At 65.7% G+C, this 20,505-nt stretch carries 15 protein-coding genes; 12 read left to right on the top strand and 3 right to left on the bottom strand.

Annotation, left to right across the window (positions count from 1 at the left end):
- Positions 1-35: 35 nt before the first annotated feature.
- The 12 genes from VPH40_RS14410 to VPH40_RS14355 all read left to right on the top strand — a co-directional run bounded on the left by VPH40_RS14410 (position 36) and on the right by VPH40_RS14355 (position 15,916).
- Positions 36-221, top strand: a complete 186-nt coding sequence (locus tag VPH40_RS14410) for a hypothetical protein (RefSeq protein ID WP_328573759.1) — start codon at positions 36-38, stop codon at positions 219-221.
- Positions 218-1,000, top strand: coding sequence for an enoyl-ACP reductase FabI (gene fabI / locus VPH40_RS14405; RefSeq protein ID WP_328573758.1), 783 nt, complete (start codon positions 218-220; stop codon positions 998-1,000). The genes VPH40_RS14410 and fabI overlap by 4 nt, the downstream gene beginning before the upstream one ends.
- A 16-nt stretch (positions 1,001-1,016) precedes the next feature.
- Positions 1,017-2,459 carry an efflux transporter outer membrane subunit gene (locus VPH40_RS14400; RefSeq protein ID WP_442906646.1) on the top strand — a complete coding sequence of 481 codons (1,443 nt, stop codon included), beginning with the start codon at positions 1,017-1,019 and terminating at the stop codon, positions 2,457-2,459.
- Positions 2,460-2,477: 18 nt separating this feature from the next.
- A complete protein-coding gene (locus VPH40_RS14395; RefSeq protein ID WP_099666481.1) occupies positions 2,478-3,551 on the top strand; it encodes an HlyD family secretion protein in 1,074 nt (357 codons plus the stop codon).
- A gap of 2 nt (positions 3,552-3,553) precedes the next feature.
- On the top strand, positions 3,554-6,301 hold the full coding sequence (gene rbbA / locus VPH40_RS14390; RefSeq protein ID WP_305062788.1) for a ribosome-associated ATPase/putative transporter RbbA: 2,748 nt from the start codon (positions 3,554-3,556) through the stop codon (positions 6,299-6,301).
- Position 6,302: 1 nt separating this feature from the next.
- Positions 6,303-7,427, top strand: coding sequence for an ABC transporter permease (locus tag VPH40_RS14385; protein WP_099666483.1), 1,125 nt, complete (start codon positions 6,303-6,305; stop codon positions 7,425-7,427).
- A 47-nt stretch (positions 7,428-7,474) separates the two neighbouring features.
- Positions 7,475-9,739: a DUF3141 domain-containing protein gene (locus VPH40_RS14380; RefSeq protein ID WP_328573756.1), complete on the top strand. Its 2,265-nt coding sequence runs from the start codon at positions 7,475-7,477 to the stop codon at positions 9,737-9,739.
- 9 nt (positions 9,740-9,748) lie between these two features.
- Positions 9,749-11,164, top strand: coding sequence for a bifunctional enoyl-CoA hydratase/phosphate acetyltransferase (locus VPH40_RS14375; protein WP_251350238.1), 1,416 nt, complete (start codon positions 9,749-9,751; stop codon positions 11,162-11,164).
- Complete coding sequence (locus VPH40_RS14370) at positions 11,161-12,378, top strand: acetate/propionate family kinase (protein WP_328573755.1); 1,218 nt, start codon at positions 11,161-11,163, stop codon at positions 12,376-12,378. Before VPH40_RS14375 ends, VPH40_RS14370 begins: the two co-directional genes overlap by 4 nt.
- A gap of 215 nt (positions 12,379-12,593) precedes the next feature.
- Entirely contained in the window at positions 12,594-13,070 is a 477-nt protein-coding gene (locus VPH40_RS14365; protein WP_099666487.1) for a hypothetical protein, read from the top strand.
- A gap of 165 nt (positions 13,071-13,235) precedes the next feature.
- Complete coding sequence (locus VPH40_RS14360; RefSeq protein WP_328573754.1) at positions 13,236-15,542, top strand: M43 family zinc metalloprotease; 2,307 nt, start codon at positions 13,236-13,238, stop codon at positions 15,540-15,542.
- Positions 15,542-15,916 carry a hypothetical protein gene (locus tag VPH40_RS14355; RefSeq protein ID WP_328573753.1) on the top strand — a complete coding sequence of 125 codons (375 nt, stop codon included), beginning with the start codon at positions 15,542-15,544 and terminating at the stop codon, positions 15,914-15,916. The genes VPH40_RS14360 and VPH40_RS14355 overlap by 1 nt, the downstream gene beginning before the upstream one ends.
- Here the strand turns inward: VPH40_RS14355 and VPH40_RS14350 are convergent.
- The 3 genes from VPH40_RS14350 to VPH40_RS14340 form a co-directional block, all read right to left on the bottom strand.
- On the bottom strand, positions 15,913-16,101 hold the full coding sequence (locus tag VPH40_RS14350; protein ID WP_099666489.1) for a helix-turn-helix domain-containing protein: 189 nt from the start codon (positions 16,099-16,101) through the stop codon (positions 15,913-15,915). The two genes, VPH40_RS14355 and VPH40_RS14350, sit on opposite strands and share 4 nt — an antisense overlap.
- A 201-nt stretch (positions 16,102-16,302) precedes the next feature.
- Positions 16,303-18,657 carry a DNA topoisomerase IV subunit A gene (parC, locus tag VPH40_RS14345; RefSeq protein ID WP_328573752.1) on the bottom strand — a complete coding sequence of 785 codons (2,355 nt, stop codon included), beginning with the start codon at positions 18,655-18,657 and terminating at the stop codon, positions 16,303-16,305.
- Between the two features lie 48 nt (positions 18,658-18,705).
- On the bottom strand, positions 18,706-20,502 hold the full coding sequence (locus VPH40_RS14340; RefSeq protein ID WP_328573751.1) for a J domain-containing protein: 1,797 nt from the start codon (positions 20,500-20,502) through the stop codon (positions 18,706-18,708).
- Positions 20,503-20,505: the final 3 nt, after the last annotated feature.

Below are 20,505 nucleotides of genomic sequence, written 5' to 3'. Positions count from 1 at the left end.
TGCGTGCCTCGAATTTCAGTGACGGAAGCCGATTCATGAAGATGCAGACCCCCGCGCCTGACGCGTGCAGTACCTTACACCCCCACACTCCCATTGCCTTGCCGTATGCGCGTGCCGGCGGCGTGACGCTGGCCACTTGCGCCGTCGCCATGCACGCCGGCGCGGTGCGATGCGTGCATGCGGCCACGCCGTGGCCCGCCCTGCGTCCGGTCCAGGCATGACGGCCGACTTGCGGCCCTTGCCTTTGCAGGGCAAGCGGGGCCTGGTGGTGGGTATCGCCAACACGCAAAGCATCGCCTGGGGCTGCGCCAGCGCACTGCGCGCGGCCGGCGCCGAATTGGCCGTGACCTGGCTCAATGACAAGGCCCGTCCATACGTGGAACCGCTGGCGCAGCAAGTGCAGGCGGCCATCATGGCGCCGCTCGACGTGGCCGTGCCGGGCCAGCTCGAAGCGCTGTTCGCGCAGATCGAACGGCAATGGGGACGGCTCGAATTCGTCGTCCATTCCATTGCCTATGCGCCGAAGCAGGACTTGCATGGCCGCGTGACGGACAGTTCTGCCGACGGCTTTGCGCAGGCGATGGATATCTCCTGCCACTCCTTCATGCGCATGGCGAAACTGGCCGAACCGCTGATGCCGGACGGCGGCAGCCTGATGACCATGAGTTATTTGGGCGCGGAGGAAGTCATCGCCGACTATGGCCTGATGGGGCCCGTGAAGGCGGCGCTGGAAGCGTCGGTGCGCTACCTGGCCGCCGAACTGGGCCCGCAAGGCATCCGCGTCAACGCCATTTCGCCGGGACCACTGGAGACGCGGGCCGCTTCCGGCATCGCCCATTTCGACCGCCTGATGGCCGACGCCATCGAACGCTCGCCCATGCGGCGCCTGGCCACCATCGAGGACGTGGGCGCGCTGTGCGCCTTCCTCGCCGGCGACGGCGCGCGCGCCATCACGGGCGGCACCCTGTATGTCGACGGCGGCTACAACATTCTGAATTGACTGGAAGAAGATGACCATGGCTGTTCCTACTTTACCCAACTGCGCCAGGATGGCCGCGCTGGCCACCGCGCTGGCTCTGGCCGGCTGCGCCTCGATGGCGCCACCGTATGCGCCACCGCCGCTGCCCGTGGCGGCGCAGTATCCGGAAACCGATTCCGCCGGCGCGCACGCGCCCGACGTCGCCTGGCAAGCCTATTTTGCCGATCCGCGCCTGCAGGCGCTCATTGCGCAGGCGCTGGCCAGCAACCGTGACATCCGCATCGCTGCGCTGCGCGTGGAAGAGGCGCGCGCCGCGTATGGCATTCAGCGCGCCGAGCAATTTCCCACCATCGCGCTGGGCGCTTCGGGCAGCCGCGCGCGCGTGCCCGGTGACCTGAGCGTGACGGGCCGTCCCATGACGAGCGCGCAGTACCAGACAGGCTTGAACGTGAGCGCCTGGGAACTCGACTTCTGGGGCCGCGTGCGCAGCCTGAAGGACAGCGCGCTGCAAACCCTGCTGGCCAGCGACGAGGCGCGCCGCGCCGTCGGCGTGGCCCTGGTGGCGCAGGTGGCCAATGGTTACCTGGGCTTGCGCGAACTCGACGAGCGCGTGGAACTGGCGCGCGCCACCGTCGACAGCCGCGCCGAATCGCTGCGCATCTTCACGCGCCGCTTCGAGGTGGGGTCGATTTCCAAGCTGGACCTGACGCAGGTGGAAACCTTGCTCAGCCAGGCCTTGTCGCTGTCGGCGCAGCTGGAACAGGCGCGCGCCGTGCAGGCGCATGCGCTGGCCCAACTGGTGGGCGGCCCCATCGACCTGACGCCGGTGGCTGGTGAGGTGCGCCGCTTCGACGACGCCAGCGTGCTGCAGCCGCTGCATGCGGGCCTGCCCTCGGCTTTGCTCACGCAGCGTCCCGACCTGGTGGCGGCCGAACATCAGCTGCGCGCCGCGCAAGCCAATATCGGTGCCGCGCGCGCCGCCTTCTTCCCGACGATTTCCTTGACGGCGGCCTACGGCACGGCCAGCGCGGAATTGAGCGGCTTGTTCGATTCGGGCAGCGGCGCGTGGAATTTCGCGCCGCGCCTGGTGCTGCCGATCTTTGACGCGGGCCGCCTGCGCGCGAATATGGAACTGGCCGAAGTGCGCCGCGACATGGCCGTGGCCAATTACGAAAAAAGCGTGCAGGGCGCCTTCCGCGAAGTGGCCGACGCGCTGTCGAACCGGCGCTGGCTGGCGCTGCAGGTCGATATCGGCAAGACGACCCTTGCCGCGCAGAGCGAACGGGCGCGCCTGGCCAAGCTGCGCTACGACAATGGCGCCGCGCCCTACCTGGAAGTGCTCGACGCGCAGCGCGACTTGCTGACGGTCGAGCAGCAGCTGGTGCAGACGCGCCGCGCGCTGCTGTCCAGTCAGGTCAGCCTGTATGCGGCGTTGGGCGGTGGCGCGCCAGCCACTTCCGCCGCCGCTTCCACCCACTAATTTGATCGCCCCGATACCATGACTCCACAACTGAAGAAAAAACTCATTCCCGCCGCGCTGGTCGTGGCCGTCCTCGTGCTGGGCTATGTGGCCTGGCAAAAAATGCGTCCCACGGGCCCAGGCGAAGGTTTCGTCAGCGGCAATGGCCGCATCGAAGCGACGGAAATCGACGTCGCCACCAAGCTGGCGGGCCGGGTCAAGGAGATCCTCGTGCGCGAGGGCGACTTCGTCAAGTCGGGTCAGCCGCTGGCCACCATGCAGGTCGACTCCCTGACGGCCCAGCGCGACGAGGCGCGCGCGCGCCAGCAGCAGGCGTCCGACGCCGTGGTGGGCGCGCAGGCGCAAGTGGCCGTGCGCGAGAGCGACAAGGCGGCCGCGCTGGCCATGGTGGCGCAGCGCGAAAGCGAACTCGATGCGGCCAAGCGCCGCCTGGCCCGTTCCGAAACCCTGTCGAAAGAGGGGGCTTCCTCGGTGCAGGAACTCGACGACGACCGCGCCCGCGTGCGCAGCGTGGCAGCAGCATTGAACGCGGCCAAGGCGCAAGTGACGGCGGCGCAGGCGGCTATCGACGCGGCAAAGGCGCAGGTGGTGGGTTCGCGCTCCGCCGTCGTCGCCGCCGAGGCGACGACGGCGCGCATCGATTCCGACCTGGCCGATGGCCAGCTGACGGCGCCGCGCGACGGCCGCGTGCAATACCTGGTGGCGCAGCAGGGCGAAGTGCTGGCGGGCGGCGGCAAGGTGCTCAACCTGGTCGACCTGTCGGACGTCTACATGACCTTCTTCCTGCCCGAGACGGCGGCCGGCAAGGTGGCGCTGGGCGGCGAGGTGCGCATCATCCTCGACGCGGCGCCCAATTATGTGATTCCGGCGACGATCTCGTTTGTCGCGGCCAGCGCGCAATTCACGCCGAAGACGGTGGAAACGGCCAGCGAGCGCCAGAAGCTGATGTTCCGCGTGAAGGCGCAGATCAGCCGCGAGCTGCTGCAAAAGCATCTGGCGCTGGTGAAAGTGGGCTTGCCTGGCGTGGCCTGGGTGCGTCTCGATGCGAAGCAGGCATGGCCCGCTGAACTGACTGCCAAGGTTCCGCAGTGAGCATGGACGTGAACTCCTTTGTCGTCAGCATCAAGGGCGTCAGCCAGCATTACGGCAAGACGGTGGCGCTCGACGCCATCGACCTGGACGTGCCGGCCGGCCGCATGGTGGGCTTGATCGGGCCCGATGGCGTGGGCAAATCGAGCCTGCTGTCGCTGGTGGCCGGCGCGCGTGCCGTGCAGCAGGGCAGCGTGATGGCGCTGGGCGGCGACATGCGCGATGCGCGTCACCGCGACGACGTCTGCCCCCGCATCGCCTACATGCCGCAAGGCTTGGGCAAGAATCTGTATCCGACTTTGTCTGTCGAGGAAAACCTGCAGTTTTTCGCGCGCCTGTTCGGCCACGACGCGGCCGAACGCCGCCGCCGCATCGACCAGCTGACCCGCAGCACGGGCTTGCAGCCCTTCCTGGCGCGCCCGGCGGGCAAGCTGTCGGGCGGCATGAAGCAGAAGCTGGGCCTGTGCTGCGCGCTGATCCACGATCCCGACCTGCTCATTCTCGATGAGCCCACCACTGGCGTCGATCCGCTGGCGCGCGCCCAGTTCTGGGACCTGATCGCCGGCATCCGCGTGCAGCGCCCGCAAATGAGCGTGATGGTGGCCACCGCCTACATGGACGAGGCGCAGCGCTTCGATTGGTTAGTGGCCATGGACGACGGCAAGGTGCTCGATACGGGCACGCCGGCCGAACTGCTGGCGCGCACGGACAGCGGCAACCTGGAAGCGGCCTTCATCAGGCTGCTGCCCGACGCCAAGCGCGCCGGTCACCAGCCCGTCGTCATCACGCCGCTCGATGCGGCCAGTGCGCAGGACGTGGCCATCGAGGCCAAAGACCTGACCATGCGCTTCGGCGATTTCACGGCCGTCGACCATGTGAATTTCCGTATCGGTCGCGGCGAGATTTTCGGCTTCCTGGGATCGAACGGCTGCGGCAAGTCGACCACCATGAAGATGCTCACGGGCCTCTTGCCAGCGACGGAAGGCAAGGCCTGGCTGTTCGGCAAGGAGGTTGATTCCAACGATATCGACACGCGCCGCAGGGTCGGCTACATGTCGCAGGCCTTCTCTCTGTACAGCGAACTGACGGTGCGCCAGAACCTGGTGCTGCACGCGCGCCTGTTCCACGTCCCGGAAGCTGAAATCGTTGCACGCATCGACGAGATGGCACAGCGCTTCGACTTGCGCGCAGTGATGGACGACTTGCCCGACAGCCTGCCGCTGGGCATACGCCAGCGGCTGTCGCTGGCCGTGGCCATGGTGCACAAGCCGGAAATGCTGATCCTCGACGAGCCGACGTCCGGCGTCGACCCCATCGCGCGCGACAATTTCTGGCGCCTGATGATAGAGCTGGCGCGGCGCGACCGCGTCACCATTTTCATTTCCACCCACTTCATGAACGAGGCCGAGCGCTGCGACCGCATTTCGCTGATGCACGCGGGTAAAGTGCTGGTCAGCGATGCGCCGGCAGAACTGGTGCGCAAGAAGGGCGCACCGTCGCTGGAAGCGGCTTTCATCGCCTACCTGGAAGAGGCGGGCGGCAGCACGGCGCCCGCGGCAGTGCAGGAAACGCCGGCGCCCGCGCAGGAAGCGGCAGTGCAGGCACCAGCGCCGCAGCACCGGCGCAGCCGTTTCAGCCTGGGACGCATGCTCAGCTACATGTGGCGCGAAACCCTGGAACTGCGCCGCGATCCCGTGCGCCTGACGCTGGCGCTGGGCGGCTCCGTCCTGCTGCTGTTCGTCATCGGCTTCGGCATCAGCCTGGACGTCGAAGACCTCAGTTATGCGGTACTCGACCACGACCAGACGACTTTGAGCCAGAATTACACGAACAACCTGGCCGGCTCGCGCTACTTCATCGAGCGACCGCCCTTGCGCGACTATGCCGATATCGACAAGCGCATGCGCAGCGGCGAACTGTCGCTGGCCATAGAAATTCCGCCCGGCTTCGCGCGCGACGTGCAGCGCGGCGCACCGGCCCAGGTGGGCGCGTGGATCGATGGCGCCATGCCGATGCGCGCCGAAACCGTGCAGGGCTATGTACAGGGCATGCATCAGCTGTGGCTGGCCGACCAGGCCTTGCACCGCTATGGCATCACGATGAACAATCCGGTTGCCATCCAGACGCGCTACCGCTACAACCCGGACGTGAAAAGCTTGCCGGCGATGGTGCCGGCCGTGATTCCCTTGCTGCTGCTGATGCTGCCGGCCATGCTGGCGGCGTTGTCCGTGGTGCGTGAAAAGGAGCTGGGCTCCATCATCAATCTGTACGTGACGCCCGTCACGCGCCTGGAATTTTTGCTCGGCAAGCAGGTGCCGTACGTGCTGCTGGCAATGCTCAACTTCGTGCTCATGGCGCTGCTGGCGGTCACCGCCTTTGGCGTGCCGATCAAGGGCAGCCTGCCGACCCTGATCGGCGCCACCTTCATCTTCAATATCTGCGCCACCGGCATCGGCTTGTTCGCGTCGACGTTTACGCGCAGCCAGATCGCGGCCCTGTTCGTGACCATGATCGGCACCATGATCCCGGCCATCCAGTTTTCAGGCCTGCTCAATCCCGTCTCGTCGATGGAAGGCGTGGGCAAGGCCATCGGCCTGATGTACCCGGCCACGCACATGCTCAATATCAGCCGGGGGGTGTTCAACAAGGCGCTGGGCTTTGGTGACCTGCATGCCTCGTTCTGGCCCCTGATCGTCGCCATTCCCGTGATCCTCGGCGTGACGGTGGCGCTGCTGAAGAAACAGGAGAGCTGATATGCGGCATCTTGAAAATATCTACCGCCTGGGCGTGAAGGAAATCTGGAGCCTGATCCGCGATCCGATGATGCTGATCCTGATCCTCTACACGTTTACGTTGGCCATCTATGTGGCTGCCACGGCCAAGCCGGAAACGCTGCACATGGCCTCGATTGCCATCGTCGACGAGGATGGCTCGCCCCTGTCCGGGCGCATCGCCTCGGCCTTCTTCCCGCCCCAGTTCACGCCGCCGGCCATGATCAACCAGAGCCAGGTCGATGCGGGCCTGGACGCGGGCCAGTACACCTTCGTGCTGACGATACCGCCCAAGCTGCAGGCCGACGTGCTGGGCGGGCGCCAGGCGGAGCTGCAGCTGAACGTGGATGCGACGCGCATGAGCCAGGCCTTCAGCGGCAGCGGCTATATCCAGCAGATTGTCGCCGGCGAAGTGGCCGAATTCGCCAAACGCTATCGGGGCGCGACGGTCTCGCCGGTGGAACTGGTGATGCGCGCGCGCTTCAATCCTTCGTTGAGCCAGGCGTGGTTTGGCTCGCTGATGGAAATCATCAACCAGGTGACGATGCTGTCGATCATCCTCACGGGCGCGGCCCTGATCCGCGAACGCGAACACGGCACCATCGAGCATCTGCTGGTGATGCCCGTGACGCCGGCCGAAATCATGCTGGGCAAGGTCTGGTCGATGGGCCTGGTGGTGCTGCTGGCCGCCGCCCTGTCGCTGAACCTGGTGGTGCGCGGCATGCTGCATGTGCCCATCGAAGGCTCGATCGCGCTGTTCCTGTGCGGCGCGGCGCTGCACCTGTTTGCCACCACGTCGATGGGTATTTTCCTCGCCACCGTGGCGCGCAGCATGCCGCAGTTTGGCATGCTGCTGATCCTCGTGCTGCTGCCGCTGCAGATGCTGTCGGGCGGCAGCACGCCGCGCGAAAGCATGCCCCAGCTGGTGCAAAACATCATGCTGATCGCCCCAACCACGCATTTCGTCGAATTGAGCCAGGCAATTTTGTACCGGGGCGCCGGCATCGACGTGGTGTGGAAGCCGTTCCTGGCCCTGCTGGCCATCGGCACGGCCCTGTTTACCTTCGCGCTGGCGCGCTTTCGCAAGACCATCAGCCAGATGGCGTAGCCCCCGCGCCGGAATGGTCCGGCGTTTTTTGCATGAAAAGGATAGCCATGAAGATCGAAGCTGCACCATTTTTCTCCACCGGCGGCTTGCCGTCGCTGGGCGTGCTGGGCGACTATGCACGCGACTCGTGGCAGCGCATCGTGTTGTACGCGGACGTGATGCGCCGGCGCGGCAACCAGTACCAGGAGCACATGGCCGAGGAAGTGCCGAACGTGCTGGACTTCCCCGCCGAACTGGTGATGTCTGGCCTGGAACTGGCGCGTCCCGTCAACTACGGCCTGGCGCGCATATTGACGCCCGATGCACCCGAACCTGATCCGTCGAAGCGGCCCTTCGTCGTCGTCGACCCGCGCGCCGGGCACGGTCCCGGCATCGGCGGCTTCAAGGCGGAAAGCGAAATCGGCGTGGCCCTGCGCGCCGGCCACCCGTGCTACTTCATCGGCTTCCTGCCCGATCCCGTGCCGGGACAGACGGTGGAAGACGTGATGCACGCCGAGGCGGCTTTCCTGGAAAAAGTCATCGCCCTGCATCCGCTCAGCGAGGGCAAGCCCGTCGTCATCGGCAATTGCCAAGCTGGCTGGCAAATCCTCATGACGGCGGCCATGCGTCCGGAATTGTTCGGTCCCATCATCGTGGCCGGCGCGCCCGTGTCGTACTGGGCCGGCTGGCATGGCCGCAATCCGATGCGCTACGCCGGTGGGCTGATGGGCGGCAGCTGGGCCACGGCGCTGGCGGGCGACCTGGGCAACGGCCGTTTCGACGGCGCCAGCCTGGTGCAGAATTTCGAGAAGCTCAACCCGGCCAACACCCTGTGGAGCAAGCAGTACAACCTGTATGCGAACATCGACACGGAAGCGCCCCGTTACCTGGAATTTGAAAAGTACTGGGGCGGCCACGTGTTCCTGAACGACGTCGAGATGCAGTACATCGTCGACAATCTGTTCATCGGCAACCGCCTGGCCACGGCGGAGTTGATCACGTCCGATGGCGTGCGCCTGGACTTGCGCAATATCCGTTCGCCCATCGTCGTGTTTTGCTCGAACGGCGACAACATCACGCCGCCGCCGCAGGCGCTGGGCTGGATCACGGACCTGTACCGCGATGACAAGGATGTGCTGCTGCACGACCAGACCATCGTGTATGCCGTGCATGACAGCATCGGCCACCTGGGCATCTTCGTCTCGGCCAAGGTGGGGCACAAGGAACACCAGAAATTCGCCAGCAATATCGACCTGATCAACCTGCTGCCGGCCGGCATTTACGAAGCGAGGATCGTCGACAAGACGCCCGACACGCCGAACGCCGACCTGGCCAGCGGCGACTATGTGCTGCAGGTCGAGCACCGCGGCATCGAGGACGTGCGCGCCATCGTGCAGCCAAGTGTGGAAAACGACCGTAAGTTCGCCGCCGCCGCGCGCGTGTCCGAAGTGAATCTGGCCTTGTACCGCACGTTTGCGCAGCCGTGGGTGCGCGCCATGGTCACGCCGCAGTCGGCGCGCTTCCTGCAGCTCGCGCATCCGCTGCGCGTGTCGTACGAACGCTGGACGGACCATAATCCGCTGGCCAGGCTGGTGGCCAGGGAGGCGGAAAAAGTACGCGCCCACCGCCAGCCGGTGGCGCCCGACAACCCGCTGCTGGCCATGCAGGAAGCAGTTTCAGGTGCCATCACGGCCGGCTTGAACAGCTGGCGCGACTGGCGCGATACGCTGCAGGAAACCACCTTTGACCTGGTGTACGGCTCGCCGCTGGTGCAGGCGCTGACGGGACAAGCCATCGGCGACACGACGCCGCCGCGCCCCCATCCCGGTATCTCGCCCGAGCATTGCGAATACGTGCGTTGCGAAACGCGCAAGATGGACGAGGACATGCAGCGGGGCGGCCTGGTGGAAGCGGCCGTGCGCGCGCTGTTCTACATCTACCGCTTCCGCATGATCGCCGACGAGCGCAGGGTCAACCTGGCCCTGAAATTGATCAAGCCGCAGTACCGGCAGGATGTCAACATGGAGGAATTCCGCGGCATCGTGCGCCAGCAGGCGCGCTTGATGCTGCATGATTTCGATGCCGCCATCGCCGCCTTGCCGGTCCTGCTGTCGCGCGCCAGCCCGGACGACATCGGCGCGCTGTCCGAATGGCTGCAGCAAGTGCTGCAAGTGCCCGAAGCGCCGACGCCGGACGAGGAAGCGAGCCTGCAGCAGATGCTGGACGTCTTCGATCGCGCGATCAAGGCGCAAGCGAAGGCGTTGCCGTCGGACGCGCGCTCATCCCCTGCCGGGCCAAAAGCCAAGCCGGCCAAACACATTACCCCTGTATAGAAGACCACGATGACTACTACCCAAGACGATGACTTGAATATCGTACGTAACCGCACCTTCGACCAGATCGCCATCGGTGACAGCGCCAGCATCACGCGCACCCTGAGCATGGACGATATCGCCCTGTTCGCGGTGATGTCGGGCGATGACAACCCGCAGCACCTCGATGCCGAATTTGCCGCGGCCAGCCGCTACCAGGGCGTGATCGCCCACGGCATGTGGGGCGCGGCCCTCATTTCCGCCGTGCTGGGCACGCGCCTGCCCGGCGCCGGCACCGTCTACACGGGCCAGACCCTGCGCTTCCTGCAGCCCGTACGCGTGGGTGATACGCTGGCCATCAGCGTCACCGTCACGGCCCTCGAGCCGCGCAGCCGCCACGTGACCCTTGCGTGCCGCTGCGTCAACCAGCACGGCGCCGTGGTGCTCGACGGCGAGGCGCAGGTGATCGCGCCCGCCGAGCAGATCGAACGCCAGCGCGCCACCCTGCCCGAGGTACGCCTGCATAACGGCGACGGCACGCGGCGCCTGCTGGAACACGCGCGCACCCTGGGTCCGATCAAGGTGGCCGTGATCCACCCTTGCGATGAACTGAGCCTGTCCGGCGCGCTCGACGCGCATGCGGCCGGCCTGATCACGCCCGTGCTGGTGGCGCCGCGCGCGCGCCTGGAGGCGGTGGCGCTGGAAGCTGGCCTGAGCCTGGCCGGCATCGCCATCGAGGACGTCGAGCATAGCCATGCGGCAGCTGCGCGCGGCGCCGAACTGGCGGGCAAGGGCGAAGTGGAAGCCTTGATGAAGGGCAGCCTGCACACGGATGAACTGATGTCGGCCGTGCTGTCGGCCAGCGCCGGCCTGCGCACCAAGCGCCGCATCAGCCACTGCTTCCTGATGCAGACACCCGCGTATCCGCGTCCTTTCATCATCACGGACGCCGCCATCAATATCGCGCCCAACCTGGCCATGAAGGCCGACATCGTGCGCAACGCCATCGACCTGGCGCACGTGATCGGCGTGGCCAGGCCGCGCGTGGCCATCCTGGCCGCCGTGGAAACGGTGAACGCGGACATGCCCGCCACGCTCGATGCCGCCGCCCTGTGCAAGATGGCCGACCGCGGCCAGATCACGGGCGCGATCCTCGACGGCCCGCTGGCTTTCGATAACGCCGTCTCGATCGCCGCCGCCACCGTCAAGGGCATCGTCTCCGAGGTGGCGGGCCGCGCCGATATCTTGCTGGTGCCCGATCTGGAAAGCGGCAACATGCTGGCCAAGCAGCTCGAATATATGGGCGACGCGGACAGCGCCGGCATCGTGCTGGGCGCGAAAATCCCCGTCATCCTGACCAGCCGCGCCGACTCGCGCGCCAGCCGCATCGCCTCGTGCGCCATCGCCGTGATGCTGGCCAACCATTACCGGAGCACGCCGCCATGAACGCGCCAATCCCCCATGCCGATGGCACCCTGATCCTGGTGCTCAATTGCGGCTCGTCGAGCATCAAGTTCGCCCTGTTCGAGCAAGCGGGCGGCGTGTTGCCGCAGCAGGCGCAATGGAGCGGCAAGGTCGAAGGCATCGGCCGCGAAAATGCCACGTACCGCGCCGGCGGCCTGCCTGCCGTCGCTTTGCAGCTGGACCCGGAGCAACCGCATCACGCGGCCCTCGAATATATCCGCGCGCAAGTGGTGGCGCAGCTGGACGGGCGTGCGCTGCGCGCCGTGGCGCACCGCGTGGTGCATGGCGGCAGCAAGTATTTCGCCCCCGTGCGCATCGATTTCACCGTGCAGGCGGACCTGAAAAGCTTCGTGCCGCTCGCGCCCCTGCACCAGCCGTTCGCCCTGGAGGCGATCGAGGTGCTGCTCGAATCGCGCCCCGACATCGCCCAGGTGGCGTGCTTCGACACGGCCTTCCACCACACGGTGCCGCAGGTCGAGCAGATGCTGGCACTGCCGTACGATGCGTGGGAGCGGGGCTTGCGCCGCTACGGCTTCCACGGCCTGTCGTATGAATACCAGTCGCTGGTGCTGGAGCAGCGCTTCGGCGCTGTCGCGCGTGGCAAGGTCATCGTGGCCCACCTGGGCAGTGGCGCCAGCCTGTGCGCCATGGAGAATTTGCACAGCGTGGCCACCACCATGGGCTTTTCCGCCTTGGACGGCCTGATGATGGGCACGCGCTGCGGCTCGCTCGATCCGGGCGCCGTCATCTACCTGATGGAAATCGAAAAACTGTCGCTGGAAAAGGTAGCGCACGTGCTGTACCACGAATCGGGCTTGCTGGGCGTGTCGGGTGTGTCGGCCGATCCGCCGGTCTTGCTGGCGCAGCAGGACCGCCAGGATGCCACTGGCGAGCGCATCCGCGCCGCGCTGGCTTTATACATCCGCCGCATCGTGCGCGAGATCGGCGCCCTGACGGCCGTGCTGGGCGGGCTGGACATGCTGGTGTTTACGGCCGGTATCGGCGAGCACAGCGCCGAGCTGCGCCAGCGCATCTGCGCCGAGCTGGGCTTTATTGGCCCCGTGCTCGATGCGCAGGCGAATGCGCGCAATGCCAGCCGCATTTCCAGCGATGCCAGCCGCATCGTGGTGGGCGTGGAACCGGCCAACGAGGAGTGGGTGGCGGCGCGCCACGCGGCCCTGGCCGTCAGCGTGTGAGATCCTGCAGCGTACGGCCGCGCTCGATGGGAAGTTTGCCGAAATGCACATATTTCCCGTTGAGTGCGCTAACGCACTGTGTGGTTTGCCAGTTATCTTTACTATGAAGTCATGCCATTGCGCTACATCAAGAAACAGCGCGATGCCTGGCAAATTTTGAACATTTTGCCCGCCTTTAGTAAGAATAAAATTAAACCATATTGAAAGGTCACATCATGAACAAATTACTCGCCGCACTGATCGCTACCCTGTTTGCCACCGCCGCCTTCGCGCAAACCGCACCGGCCACGGAAGCCGTTGTGAAAGCCCAGGCTTCCGCGCAAAAAGACGTCAACAAGGCTGTTGCTTCGGAAGCCAAAGTCGATGCCAAGGCTGACGCGAATGTCGCCAAGGCGGAAATGAAGGCCGATGACAAGAAAGCCGACGCCCACCACAAGGCCAACAAAACCAAGGCCAAGGCACACGACAAAGTCGTCAATGCTGATGCGGAAGACAAGCTGAAAGCGGAAGCCAAGGCGGATAAAACCGATGCCAAGGCCGATGCGAAAGCCACCAAGACGGCCGTGAAAGCGAACGCCAAGGTCGCCAAGGAAAAAGTGGAAGCGAACGCCGACAAGGCCCTGGCCGCCACCAAGACGGAAGAAGCCAAGGCCAAGGCCGACGCTGAAGTCAAGGCAGCCGCCGCCAAGTAATTCCCCGTTTGCGGGCCACGGCCCGCAAACCCCAAAGACAGCTTCGGCTGTCTTTTTTTTCGTCCGCCACTTTTCCCTGGCGTCGCTTGCCAGTCTTGATCTGCCGCAAATGCTCCTCTTTTCGCCGTGCCATAGTGATCTGGCAAACAGACGAAGGGAGACATCATGAGCACCGCTAAAACGAAAAAAACACCGGCCACCGGTTCGGCTGAAGGCATGTCCGCCATGTCTTCCATGCAGGCGATGCCGGTCGAGGGCGACATGCAGGCCGATGCTGATGCGACGGGCGGCGACGCTATGCCGGGGCCGCGCCTGGGCGTGTCGTATGCCGACCAGACGGCGCTCGCCCAGGGGGCGACCGCCGTGGATGCCGGCGCCATGCCGGGCGGCGGCATGCAGCAGGCGCCGCAAGGCATGGCGGGCACCAGCTGCATGCAGATCGGTGGCGGCGGCATGGGCGGCGATGGTGGCGGTGGCAACGGCGGCGATGGGGGGCAGGGTGGCGGTACGCCGCAGACGCGCACCTGCGCCACGATGGACGTGCATCGTCGCCTGCTGACCGAAGATCCATCCTATGCGAACGTGCGCGCCGATATAGAAAACCTGGCCGGACTTTACGAGGGCGACAGCAGCATTGCCGGACGTTCCGGTGTGACGCAGATACCGGTGGTGGTGCACGTGGTGTGGAATACGGCCGCGCAGAATATTTCGGATGCGCAGATCGCCAGCCAGATCGATGTCCTCAATCGCGACTTCCGACGCGTCAACCCGGATGTGAACAGCACGCCGGCGCCATTTTTGCCCCTGACGGCCGATGCGCGCGTCGAGTTTGCGCTGGCCACGACCGATCCGCATGGTGCGGCCACCAGCGGCATCGAGCGGCGCCAGACGACGGTCGCCTCGTTTGGCGCGGACGATGCCGTCAAGTCGCAGGCGACGGGCGGCATGGATGCCTGGCCGGCCGACAGCTACCTGAATATCTGGGTGTGCCAGCTCGGTGGCGGCTTGCTGGGCTACGCGCAGTTCCCCGGCGGCCCGGCGGCCACCGACGGCGTGGTGATCCTGCAATCGGCCTTCGGCACGAGCGGCACGGCGGCGCCGCCGTTCCACCTGGGGCGCACGGCCACGCATGAAATCGGCCACTGGCTAAACCTGAACCATATCTGGGGAGACGACGGCACCGGGTGCTCGGGCACGGACAATGTAGCCGATACGCCGAACCAGGGCGGGCCGAACACGGGCCAGCCTTCGTTCCCCCACGTTTCCTGCAGCAATGGGCCGAATGGCGACATGTTCATGAACTACATGGATTATGTCGACGATCCCGCCATGTTCATGTTCACGGCGGGCCAGGTGGCGCGCATGCAGGCTTGCCTCGATGGTCCGCGCGCCAGCATCGGCACGGGGGGCGGCACGGGCGCCACGCCGCGCCAGAGCTCTTCTCCCGTCGTGGCCTGGGGCGCGAACCGCCTCGACGTCTTCGTGCTGGGCACGGACCGCGCGCTGTACCACAAGGCCTGGAATGGCTCGGCCTGGGCGCCGTCCGTCACCGGCTATGAAGGGCAGGGCGGCATCTGCACCAGTGCGCCGCAGGTGGTGTCGTGGGCGCCGAACCGGCTCGACGTGTTCGTCACGGGCACCGACAGCGGCCTGTTCCACAAATGGTGGAACGGCACGGCCTGGGGACCGTCGCTGACCGGCTATGAAGCGATGGGCGGCTTGTGCGTGGGCGACCCGCGCGCCGTGGCCTGGGGGCCGAACCGCCTCGACGTGTTTGTCGTCGGCACGGACCGGGCCCTGTATCACAAGTGGTGGAATGGCACGGCCTGGGGACCGTCGCTGACGGGCTACGAAGCCATGGGCGGCATCTGTCTGGGCCAGCCGGAAGCCGTGGCGTGGGGGGCGAACCGCCTCGATGTCTTCGTCATCGGCACGGACCGGGCCCTGTACCACAAGTGGTGGAACGGCACGGCCTGGGGACCGTCGCTGACGGGCTACGAGCGCCTGGGCGGTATCTGCACCTCGTCGCCGAAGGCGGTGGCGTGGGGGCCGAACCGTCTCGACGTGTTCGTCACGGGCACCGATGGCGCGCTGTACCACAAATGGTGGGATGGCGCGAAATGGGGGCCGTCCAACGATGGCTTCGAACGCCTGGGCGGCATCTGCGTGGGCGAAGTGGAAGCCGTGTCGTGGGGTGCCAACCGGCTCGACTTGTTCGTCATCGGCACGGATAGCGCGCTGTACCACAAGGCATGGAACGGCAGCGCCTGGAGTCCGTCGCTGACGGGCTTTGAAAACCTGGGGGGCATCTGCACCTCGCGTCCGCGCGCCACGGCCTGGGCGCCGAACCGCCTCGACGTGTTTGTCACGGGCACCAATGGTGCCCTGTTCCACAAGGCGTGGAACGGCACGGTCTGGTCGCCTTCCGTGAGCGGCTATGAAAGCCTGGGCGGCGTGGTATCGTGTTTCTGATGACAATCTGTTCAACGGGAGGCGGCATGCACGGCATGACGATGGCTTTGCCCAGCGGCAGCTGGACGCATTCCTTCGAGGAGGATGCAGACGGTGTCGAGGTGTACCGGCCCACGGCCACGTTCGCCTTTCCTCCCAGCCGCAAGGGGCGCAAGGTGCTCGAGTTAGGCGCGCCCGCCGGCGCCATGGCACCAGGGGAGGCGGCCTTGACGTCCATGACGCCCGGCCCCGATGACCGGCCCCGCGCCGGCCCCGTGACCCGGCTGCATCCCTTGGGCATGGGCCGCTATGCCGTGGGTGATGCTAGCGGGGCGCAGGAGGTGATCGACATCGTTGAAGCGACGCCCGAGGTGCTGCGCCTGTCGCGGCGTTAAGGCGTGCCGCGCAGCTTGTACGCGAGCGCCGTGCGGTTGCCCACGCCCAGCTTCTGGTAAATCGCATGCAACTGGTTGCGTACGGTGGCCGGCGACTTGCCCAGTTCCCTGGCGATGCTTTTATACGGCAAGCCTTCGGCCGCCATGGCCGCCACCAGCCGTTCGGCCGGGGTCAGGCGCTGCATGACCGCTTGCCTGAAACGTTGTTTGTCATCGCTGTTCTCCTCTCCGTGGGCAGCATGCCGGTGGCATGCCTGCAGGGATAACGGGAGCGCGGGACGTATCTGTAAAATTATCTGTACAACTATTTTCTCTGCGGCCGCTACGGGGCGATAGGCGAAAAAAAAAGACAGGCGAACCTGTCTTTTCGTATGACGGGGTGGCGATCAGCCGATGGCCGCCATGGATACCGGTTTCAGCTTGGCCGCCAGCGCCTTGCCCTTCTTCGCGCGCTTGCCGAAGTGTTCGGCCAGGGCCGTGGCGCCCAGCGACGCATCCTGCGGTTTCGATGCCCGGCCGATGCCCGAGACCACCACGCCGCGCTGGGTGATCGGCTGCACGGCCAGCAGCTTGTCCTTGGCATCGAGGTCGATCAGCTTGACGCCCGTGCCGCCTTTGGACAGGGTTTTCATTTCATCGAGGCCGAACACCAGCAGGCGCGCGCCTTCCGTCAGACAGGCCAGGGCGCTGGCTGCCTCGGGGATGACTTTGGGCGCCAGAGGCACGTCGCCGTCGTCCAGGGTGATGAAGGCCTTGCCGCCTTTCAGACGGCTCGTCATGTCGCCCGCCTTGGCGATGAAGCCGTAGCCGGCGCTCGACGCCAGCAGCAAGCTGGTGGCGCCATTGCCCGCAAAGTAATGGAGGATGCGCACGGCGTTGCCGGGCGTGCCGCCGCTCAGGTCGCACAAGGTCGTGATCGGTACGCCGTCGCCGCGCGCGTTGGGCAGCGCCGAGACGGGGACCGAGTAAATCTTGCCGTTGTTGCCAAAGCCCAGCAGGGTATCGACCGTGCGGCACTCGAAGGCGCCATGCAGGCTGTCTCCGGCCTTGAAGGTGAACTGCGCCGCATCGTGGCCGATGCCGGTGCGCGCGCGCACCCAGCCTTTCTCCGAAATGATGACGGTGACGGGTTCATCGACCACCTTCTGTTCGGCCACGGCTTTCTGCGCTTCCTCGATCAGGGTGCGGCGCGCGTCGCCGAACTGCTTGGCGTCCGCTTCGATTTCGCGGATGATGGCGCGCTTCATCGATCCCGGGTTGTCGAGCAGGTCTTGCAGCGATTTTTCTTCCTTGCGCAGCTCGGCCAGTTCCTGCTGGATCTTGATCGTTTCCAGGCGCGCCAGCTGGCGCAGGCGGATTTCCAGGATATCGTCAGCTTGGCGTTCGGACAGTTTGAACGCGTCGATCAGGGCCGCCTTCGGCTCATCCGAATTGCGGATGATCTGGATCACCTTGTCGATATTGAGCAGGATCGCTTCGCGCCCTTCCAGGATATGGATGCGGTCCTTGACCTTGCCCAGTTTGTAGCCGGTGCGGCGCGTGACGGTCTCGAAGCGGAAATCGATCCACTCGCGCAGGATGTCGCCCAGGCCTTTCTGGCGCGGACGGCCATCGCCGCCGATCATCACCAGGTTGATCGAGGTCGACGATTCCAGCGACGTATGCGCCAGCAGCATCAGCATGAACTCCGTCTGGTCCTGGTTCTTCGATTTCGGTTCGAACACGAGGCGCACGGGCGCGGCGCGGCCCGATTCGTCGCGGATGGTGTCGAGCGAATTGAGGATCAGCGCCTTCAGGGCCACCTGGTCCGGCGACAGCGCCTTCTTGCCCAGCTTGATCTTCGGATTCGTCAGTTCCTCGATTTCTTCCAGCACCTTTTGCGACGAGGTACCCGGTGGCAGTTCCGTCACGACGGCTTGCCACTGGCCGCGCGCCAGCTCTTCGATCTTCCAGCGCGCGCGCACCTTCATGCTGCCACGGCCGCTCGCGTACATGTCCTGGATTTGCGACGGCGGCGTGATGATCTGGCCGCCGCCGGGGAAGTCCGGGCCGGGAATGATGGCCATCAGTTCGGCGTGCGTCATCTTCGGATCGCGGATCATGGCGACAGCTGCTTTCGCCACTTCCGCCAGGTTGTGCGACGGGATTTCCGTTGCCAGGCCCACGGCGATGCCGGAGGCGCCATTGAGCAGCACCATCGGCAGGCGCGCCGGCAGCAGTTTCGGTTCTTCCGTCGAGCCGTCGTAGTTGGGCTGGAAGTCCACCGTGCCCATGCCGATTTCATCCATCAGCAGTTTGGCGATCGGCGTCAGGCGCGCTTCCGTGTAACGCATGGCTGCGGCGCCGTCGCCGTCGCGCGAGCCGAAGTTGCCCTGGCCATCGATCAGTGGGTAGCGCAGTGAGAAATCCTGCGCCATGCGTACCAGCGCGTCGTACACGGACTGGTCGCCATGCGGATGCAGTTTACCCAGCACGTCGCCGACCACGGCCGCCGATTTGCGGGGCTTGGCCGTGGAATTGAGGCCCAGCTCATTCATCGCATACAGGATGCGGCGCTGCACGGGTTTCTGTCCGTCGCACACGTCGGGCAGGGCGCGGCCCTTGACGACGGAGATGGCGTAGTCGAGATAGGCGCGCTCGGCGAAGGTGGACAGGGTCAGCGCTTCGCCGTCGAATACCGGTTCATCCGGCTCGATCGGCTCAGGCTGGGCATCGTCAAATAAATTGGTTTGTGTGGACATGGCGCTTGTTTCGGTGTTAAGTGGTTGCGGTTGAATTCGTGGAGCTGATTATGACAGCCCGGATTTGGAAAAGGACTTGCCGTACGTCAGATACATGTAGCGCAAGGTCAAATAGAGCACGGCCAGGGCCAGTTCGACGCCGTTATGCATCATCGGCATGGCGCGGATGGCCGGGGCCTGGCTGGCCAGCACGAAAGTGGCGATGGACGGCACCAGCACCACCGGCCAGATCGTCTTCCATTTGAAATCGCTGGGGGAAAACAGCAAGCCGGCACACGACCAGACATACAGCGCGGCGCCGACGAAGGCGGCCGGCAGCAGTTGCAAATACAGTTGCAGCAGCAAGCCCGCGCAGCCGATCAGCCATGCCGCGCGCAGGCGGGGCAAGAGCGCCTCTGGCCAGCCGCAATCGCCATACAGACCGGTGGCGCTGCGCAGGGCCAGCGCCGCCAGGCAAAACATCAATGGCATGGCATCGCCGATGGCCAGCGCCGACTGGCCCCTGCCGCTCATGAACATGGCCGCGAATAGCGACAGGCCCAGACACAGGAACAGCAGCATGCCATGCAATAGCTGGCGGTTCATCGCATACGCGAGCAGGGCCGACGCGCACAGGCCGGCCGCCGTGACGAGGCGCATGGTCTCGCCGCGTTCGGGCAAGAACAGCAGCAAGGCCAGCACGAGGTAGGGCGCGATCCAGCTCAGTTGCCGCAAGCCGGGCCGTTGCCACAGCACGGGCAGGCGTTCCTGCAACGTTTCCTGCAGCGCTTCCAGGCGCGCGAACAGGGGCGCCGGCCAGCGCAAGGCATGCATGGCCAGCAGGGAAAAGGCGAGCGCCTGGAAGCCCAGCAGGCTGGCATAGGCAGCCGTGTCGCCGAGCTTGAAGCCGGCCGCATCGAGCACACCCGCGAGCATGAAGTGCAGCACGGAACCCAGGCCGCCCGAGGCCAGCGCCGTCTGCTTGAAGTAGCGTTTGGCATGGACGGCGTGTTCCCACTGCTCGAACAGGTCTGTATCGAGCTTGCAGGCAAGCATCTCGCTGTGCTGCCAGCGTATCGCGTGCAGCAGTTCGCGCAGCTGCAGCGTGAATTTGCGGTCGAACAGCTGGCGCGCGTAGGCGCTTGGCGGCTGCTGCGACATGATGCAGTCCAGGCCGGGGTAGCTGTCGCGGTTGTCGCTGAAATGGGCGAACGAGCGGTCTGCCCGGTGACGCTGCACGGCGCCGCGCACCAGGTCCGCATGGCTGCGCACCAGGTAGGAAAAGTCGTGGTCCCAGCCCAGTTGCTCGAACAGTGCCTGGCGCAGCGCCAGGTCATAGCCGGCGCTGGCGCAATAGCGCAGCGCGCACAGGTCGAATTCCTCGCGCACGTCAAGGTTCAGCATGGCGTCGTCCTGCAGCATGCGGGCCAGCACGTCGCCGGCATCCGCATGCCGCGCCTGCGCCAGGCAACCTTGCCACAGGTTGGCCGCTTCCTGCGCCGGGTCGATGGCGACCACGCCCCATTGTTCCGGGGGAGGGGGCTGTTCCTGGGCAATGATGCCCCACAGTTCCGCAGGCGCTTCCTGCACCGCCTCGTCGATGACGCCCCACAGGTCTGCCGGTTCCATGGGCGGCGCTTCTGGCGCTTCGGCTGCTGCCGCTTGCGGTTCCGGAAATTCCTCCGCAAACAGGTGCGCATGGCGCAGCGCGTATTCATACGCTTCGCGCAGCTCTTGGAAGGCGGCCGGATCGTCTTCGGGACGCGTCACCTTCAGGCGCTTCGCATACGCGCGCTTGAGGGCGCGCTCGTCGCCCGTCGGCTCCGTGTCCAGGATATCCCACAGGCTGCGCTGCTCGTTGTGCATGCC

The sequence above is a fragment of the Janthinobacterium sp. P210005 genome, from assembly GCF_036231865.1.
GTDB classification, from domain to species: Bacteria; Pseudomonadota; Gammaproteobacteria; order Burkholderiales; family Burkholderiaceae_D; genus Janthinobacterium; species Janthinobacterium kumbetense.
Note: the sequence above shows the minus strand (reverse complement) of the source record. Positions and strands in the feature narration are given on the sequence as shown.

Bases quoted from the DNA above. Each gene is read 5' to 3' on its own strand.
- VPH40_RS14410 (WP_328573759.1), top strand. From the start codon at position 36: ATGAAGATGCAGACCCCCGCGCCTGACGCGTGCAGTACCTTACACCCC.
- fabI (WP_328573758.1), top strand. From the start codon at position 218: ATGACGGCCGACTTGCGGCCCTTGCCTTTGCAGGGCAAGCGGGGCCTG.
- VPH40_RS14400 (WP_442906646.1), top strand. From the start codon at position 1,017: ATGGCTGTTCCTACTTTACCCAACTGCGCCAGGATGGCCGCGCTGGCC.
- VPH40_RS14395 (WP_099666481.1), top strand. From the start codon at position 2,478: ATGACTCCACAACTGAAGAAAAAACTCATTCCCGCCGCGCTGGTCGTG.
- rbbA (WP_305062788.1), top strand. From the start codon at position 3,554: ATGGACGTGAACTCCTTTGTCGTCAGCATCAAGGGCGTCAGCCAGCAT.
- VPH40_RS14385 (WP_099666483.1), top strand. From the start codon at position 6,303: ATGCGGCATCTTGAAAATATCTACCGCCTGGGCGTGAAGGAAATCTGG.
- VPH40_RS14380 (WP_328573756.1), top strand. From the start codon at position 7,475: ATGAAGATCGAAGCTGCACCATTTTTCTCCACCGGCGGCTTGCCGTCG.
- VPH40_RS14375 (WP_251350238.1), top strand. From the start codon at position 9,749: ATGACTACTACCCAAGACGATGACTTGAATATCGTACGTAACCGCACC.
- VPH40_RS14370 (WP_328573755.1), top strand. From the start codon at position 11,161: ATGAACGCGCCAATCCCCCATGCCGATGGCACCCTGATCCTGGTGCTC.
- VPH40_RS14365 (WP_099666487.1), top strand. From the start codon at position 12,594: ATGAACAAATTACTCGCCGCACTGATCGCTACCCTGTTTGCCACCGCC.
- VPH40_RS14360 (WP_328573754.1), top strand. From the start codon at position 13,236: ATGAGCACCGCTAAAACGAAAAAAACACCGGCCACCGGTTCGGCTGAA.
- VPH40_RS14355 (WP_328573753.1), top strand. From the start codon at position 15,542: ATGACAATCTGTTCAACGGGAGGCGGCATGCACGGCATGACGATGGCT.
- VPH40_RS14350 (WP_099666489.1), bottom strand. From the start codon at position 16,101: ATGCAGCGCCTGACCCCGGCCGAACGGCTGGTGGCGGCCATGGCGGCC.
- parC (WP_328573752.1), bottom strand. From the start codon at position 18,657: ATGTCCACACAAACCAATTTATTTGACGATGCCCAGCCTGAGCCGATC.
- VPH40_RS14340 (WP_328573751.1), bottom strand. From the start codon at position 20,502: ATGCACAACGAGCAGCGCAGCCTGTGGGATATCCTGGACACGGAGCCG.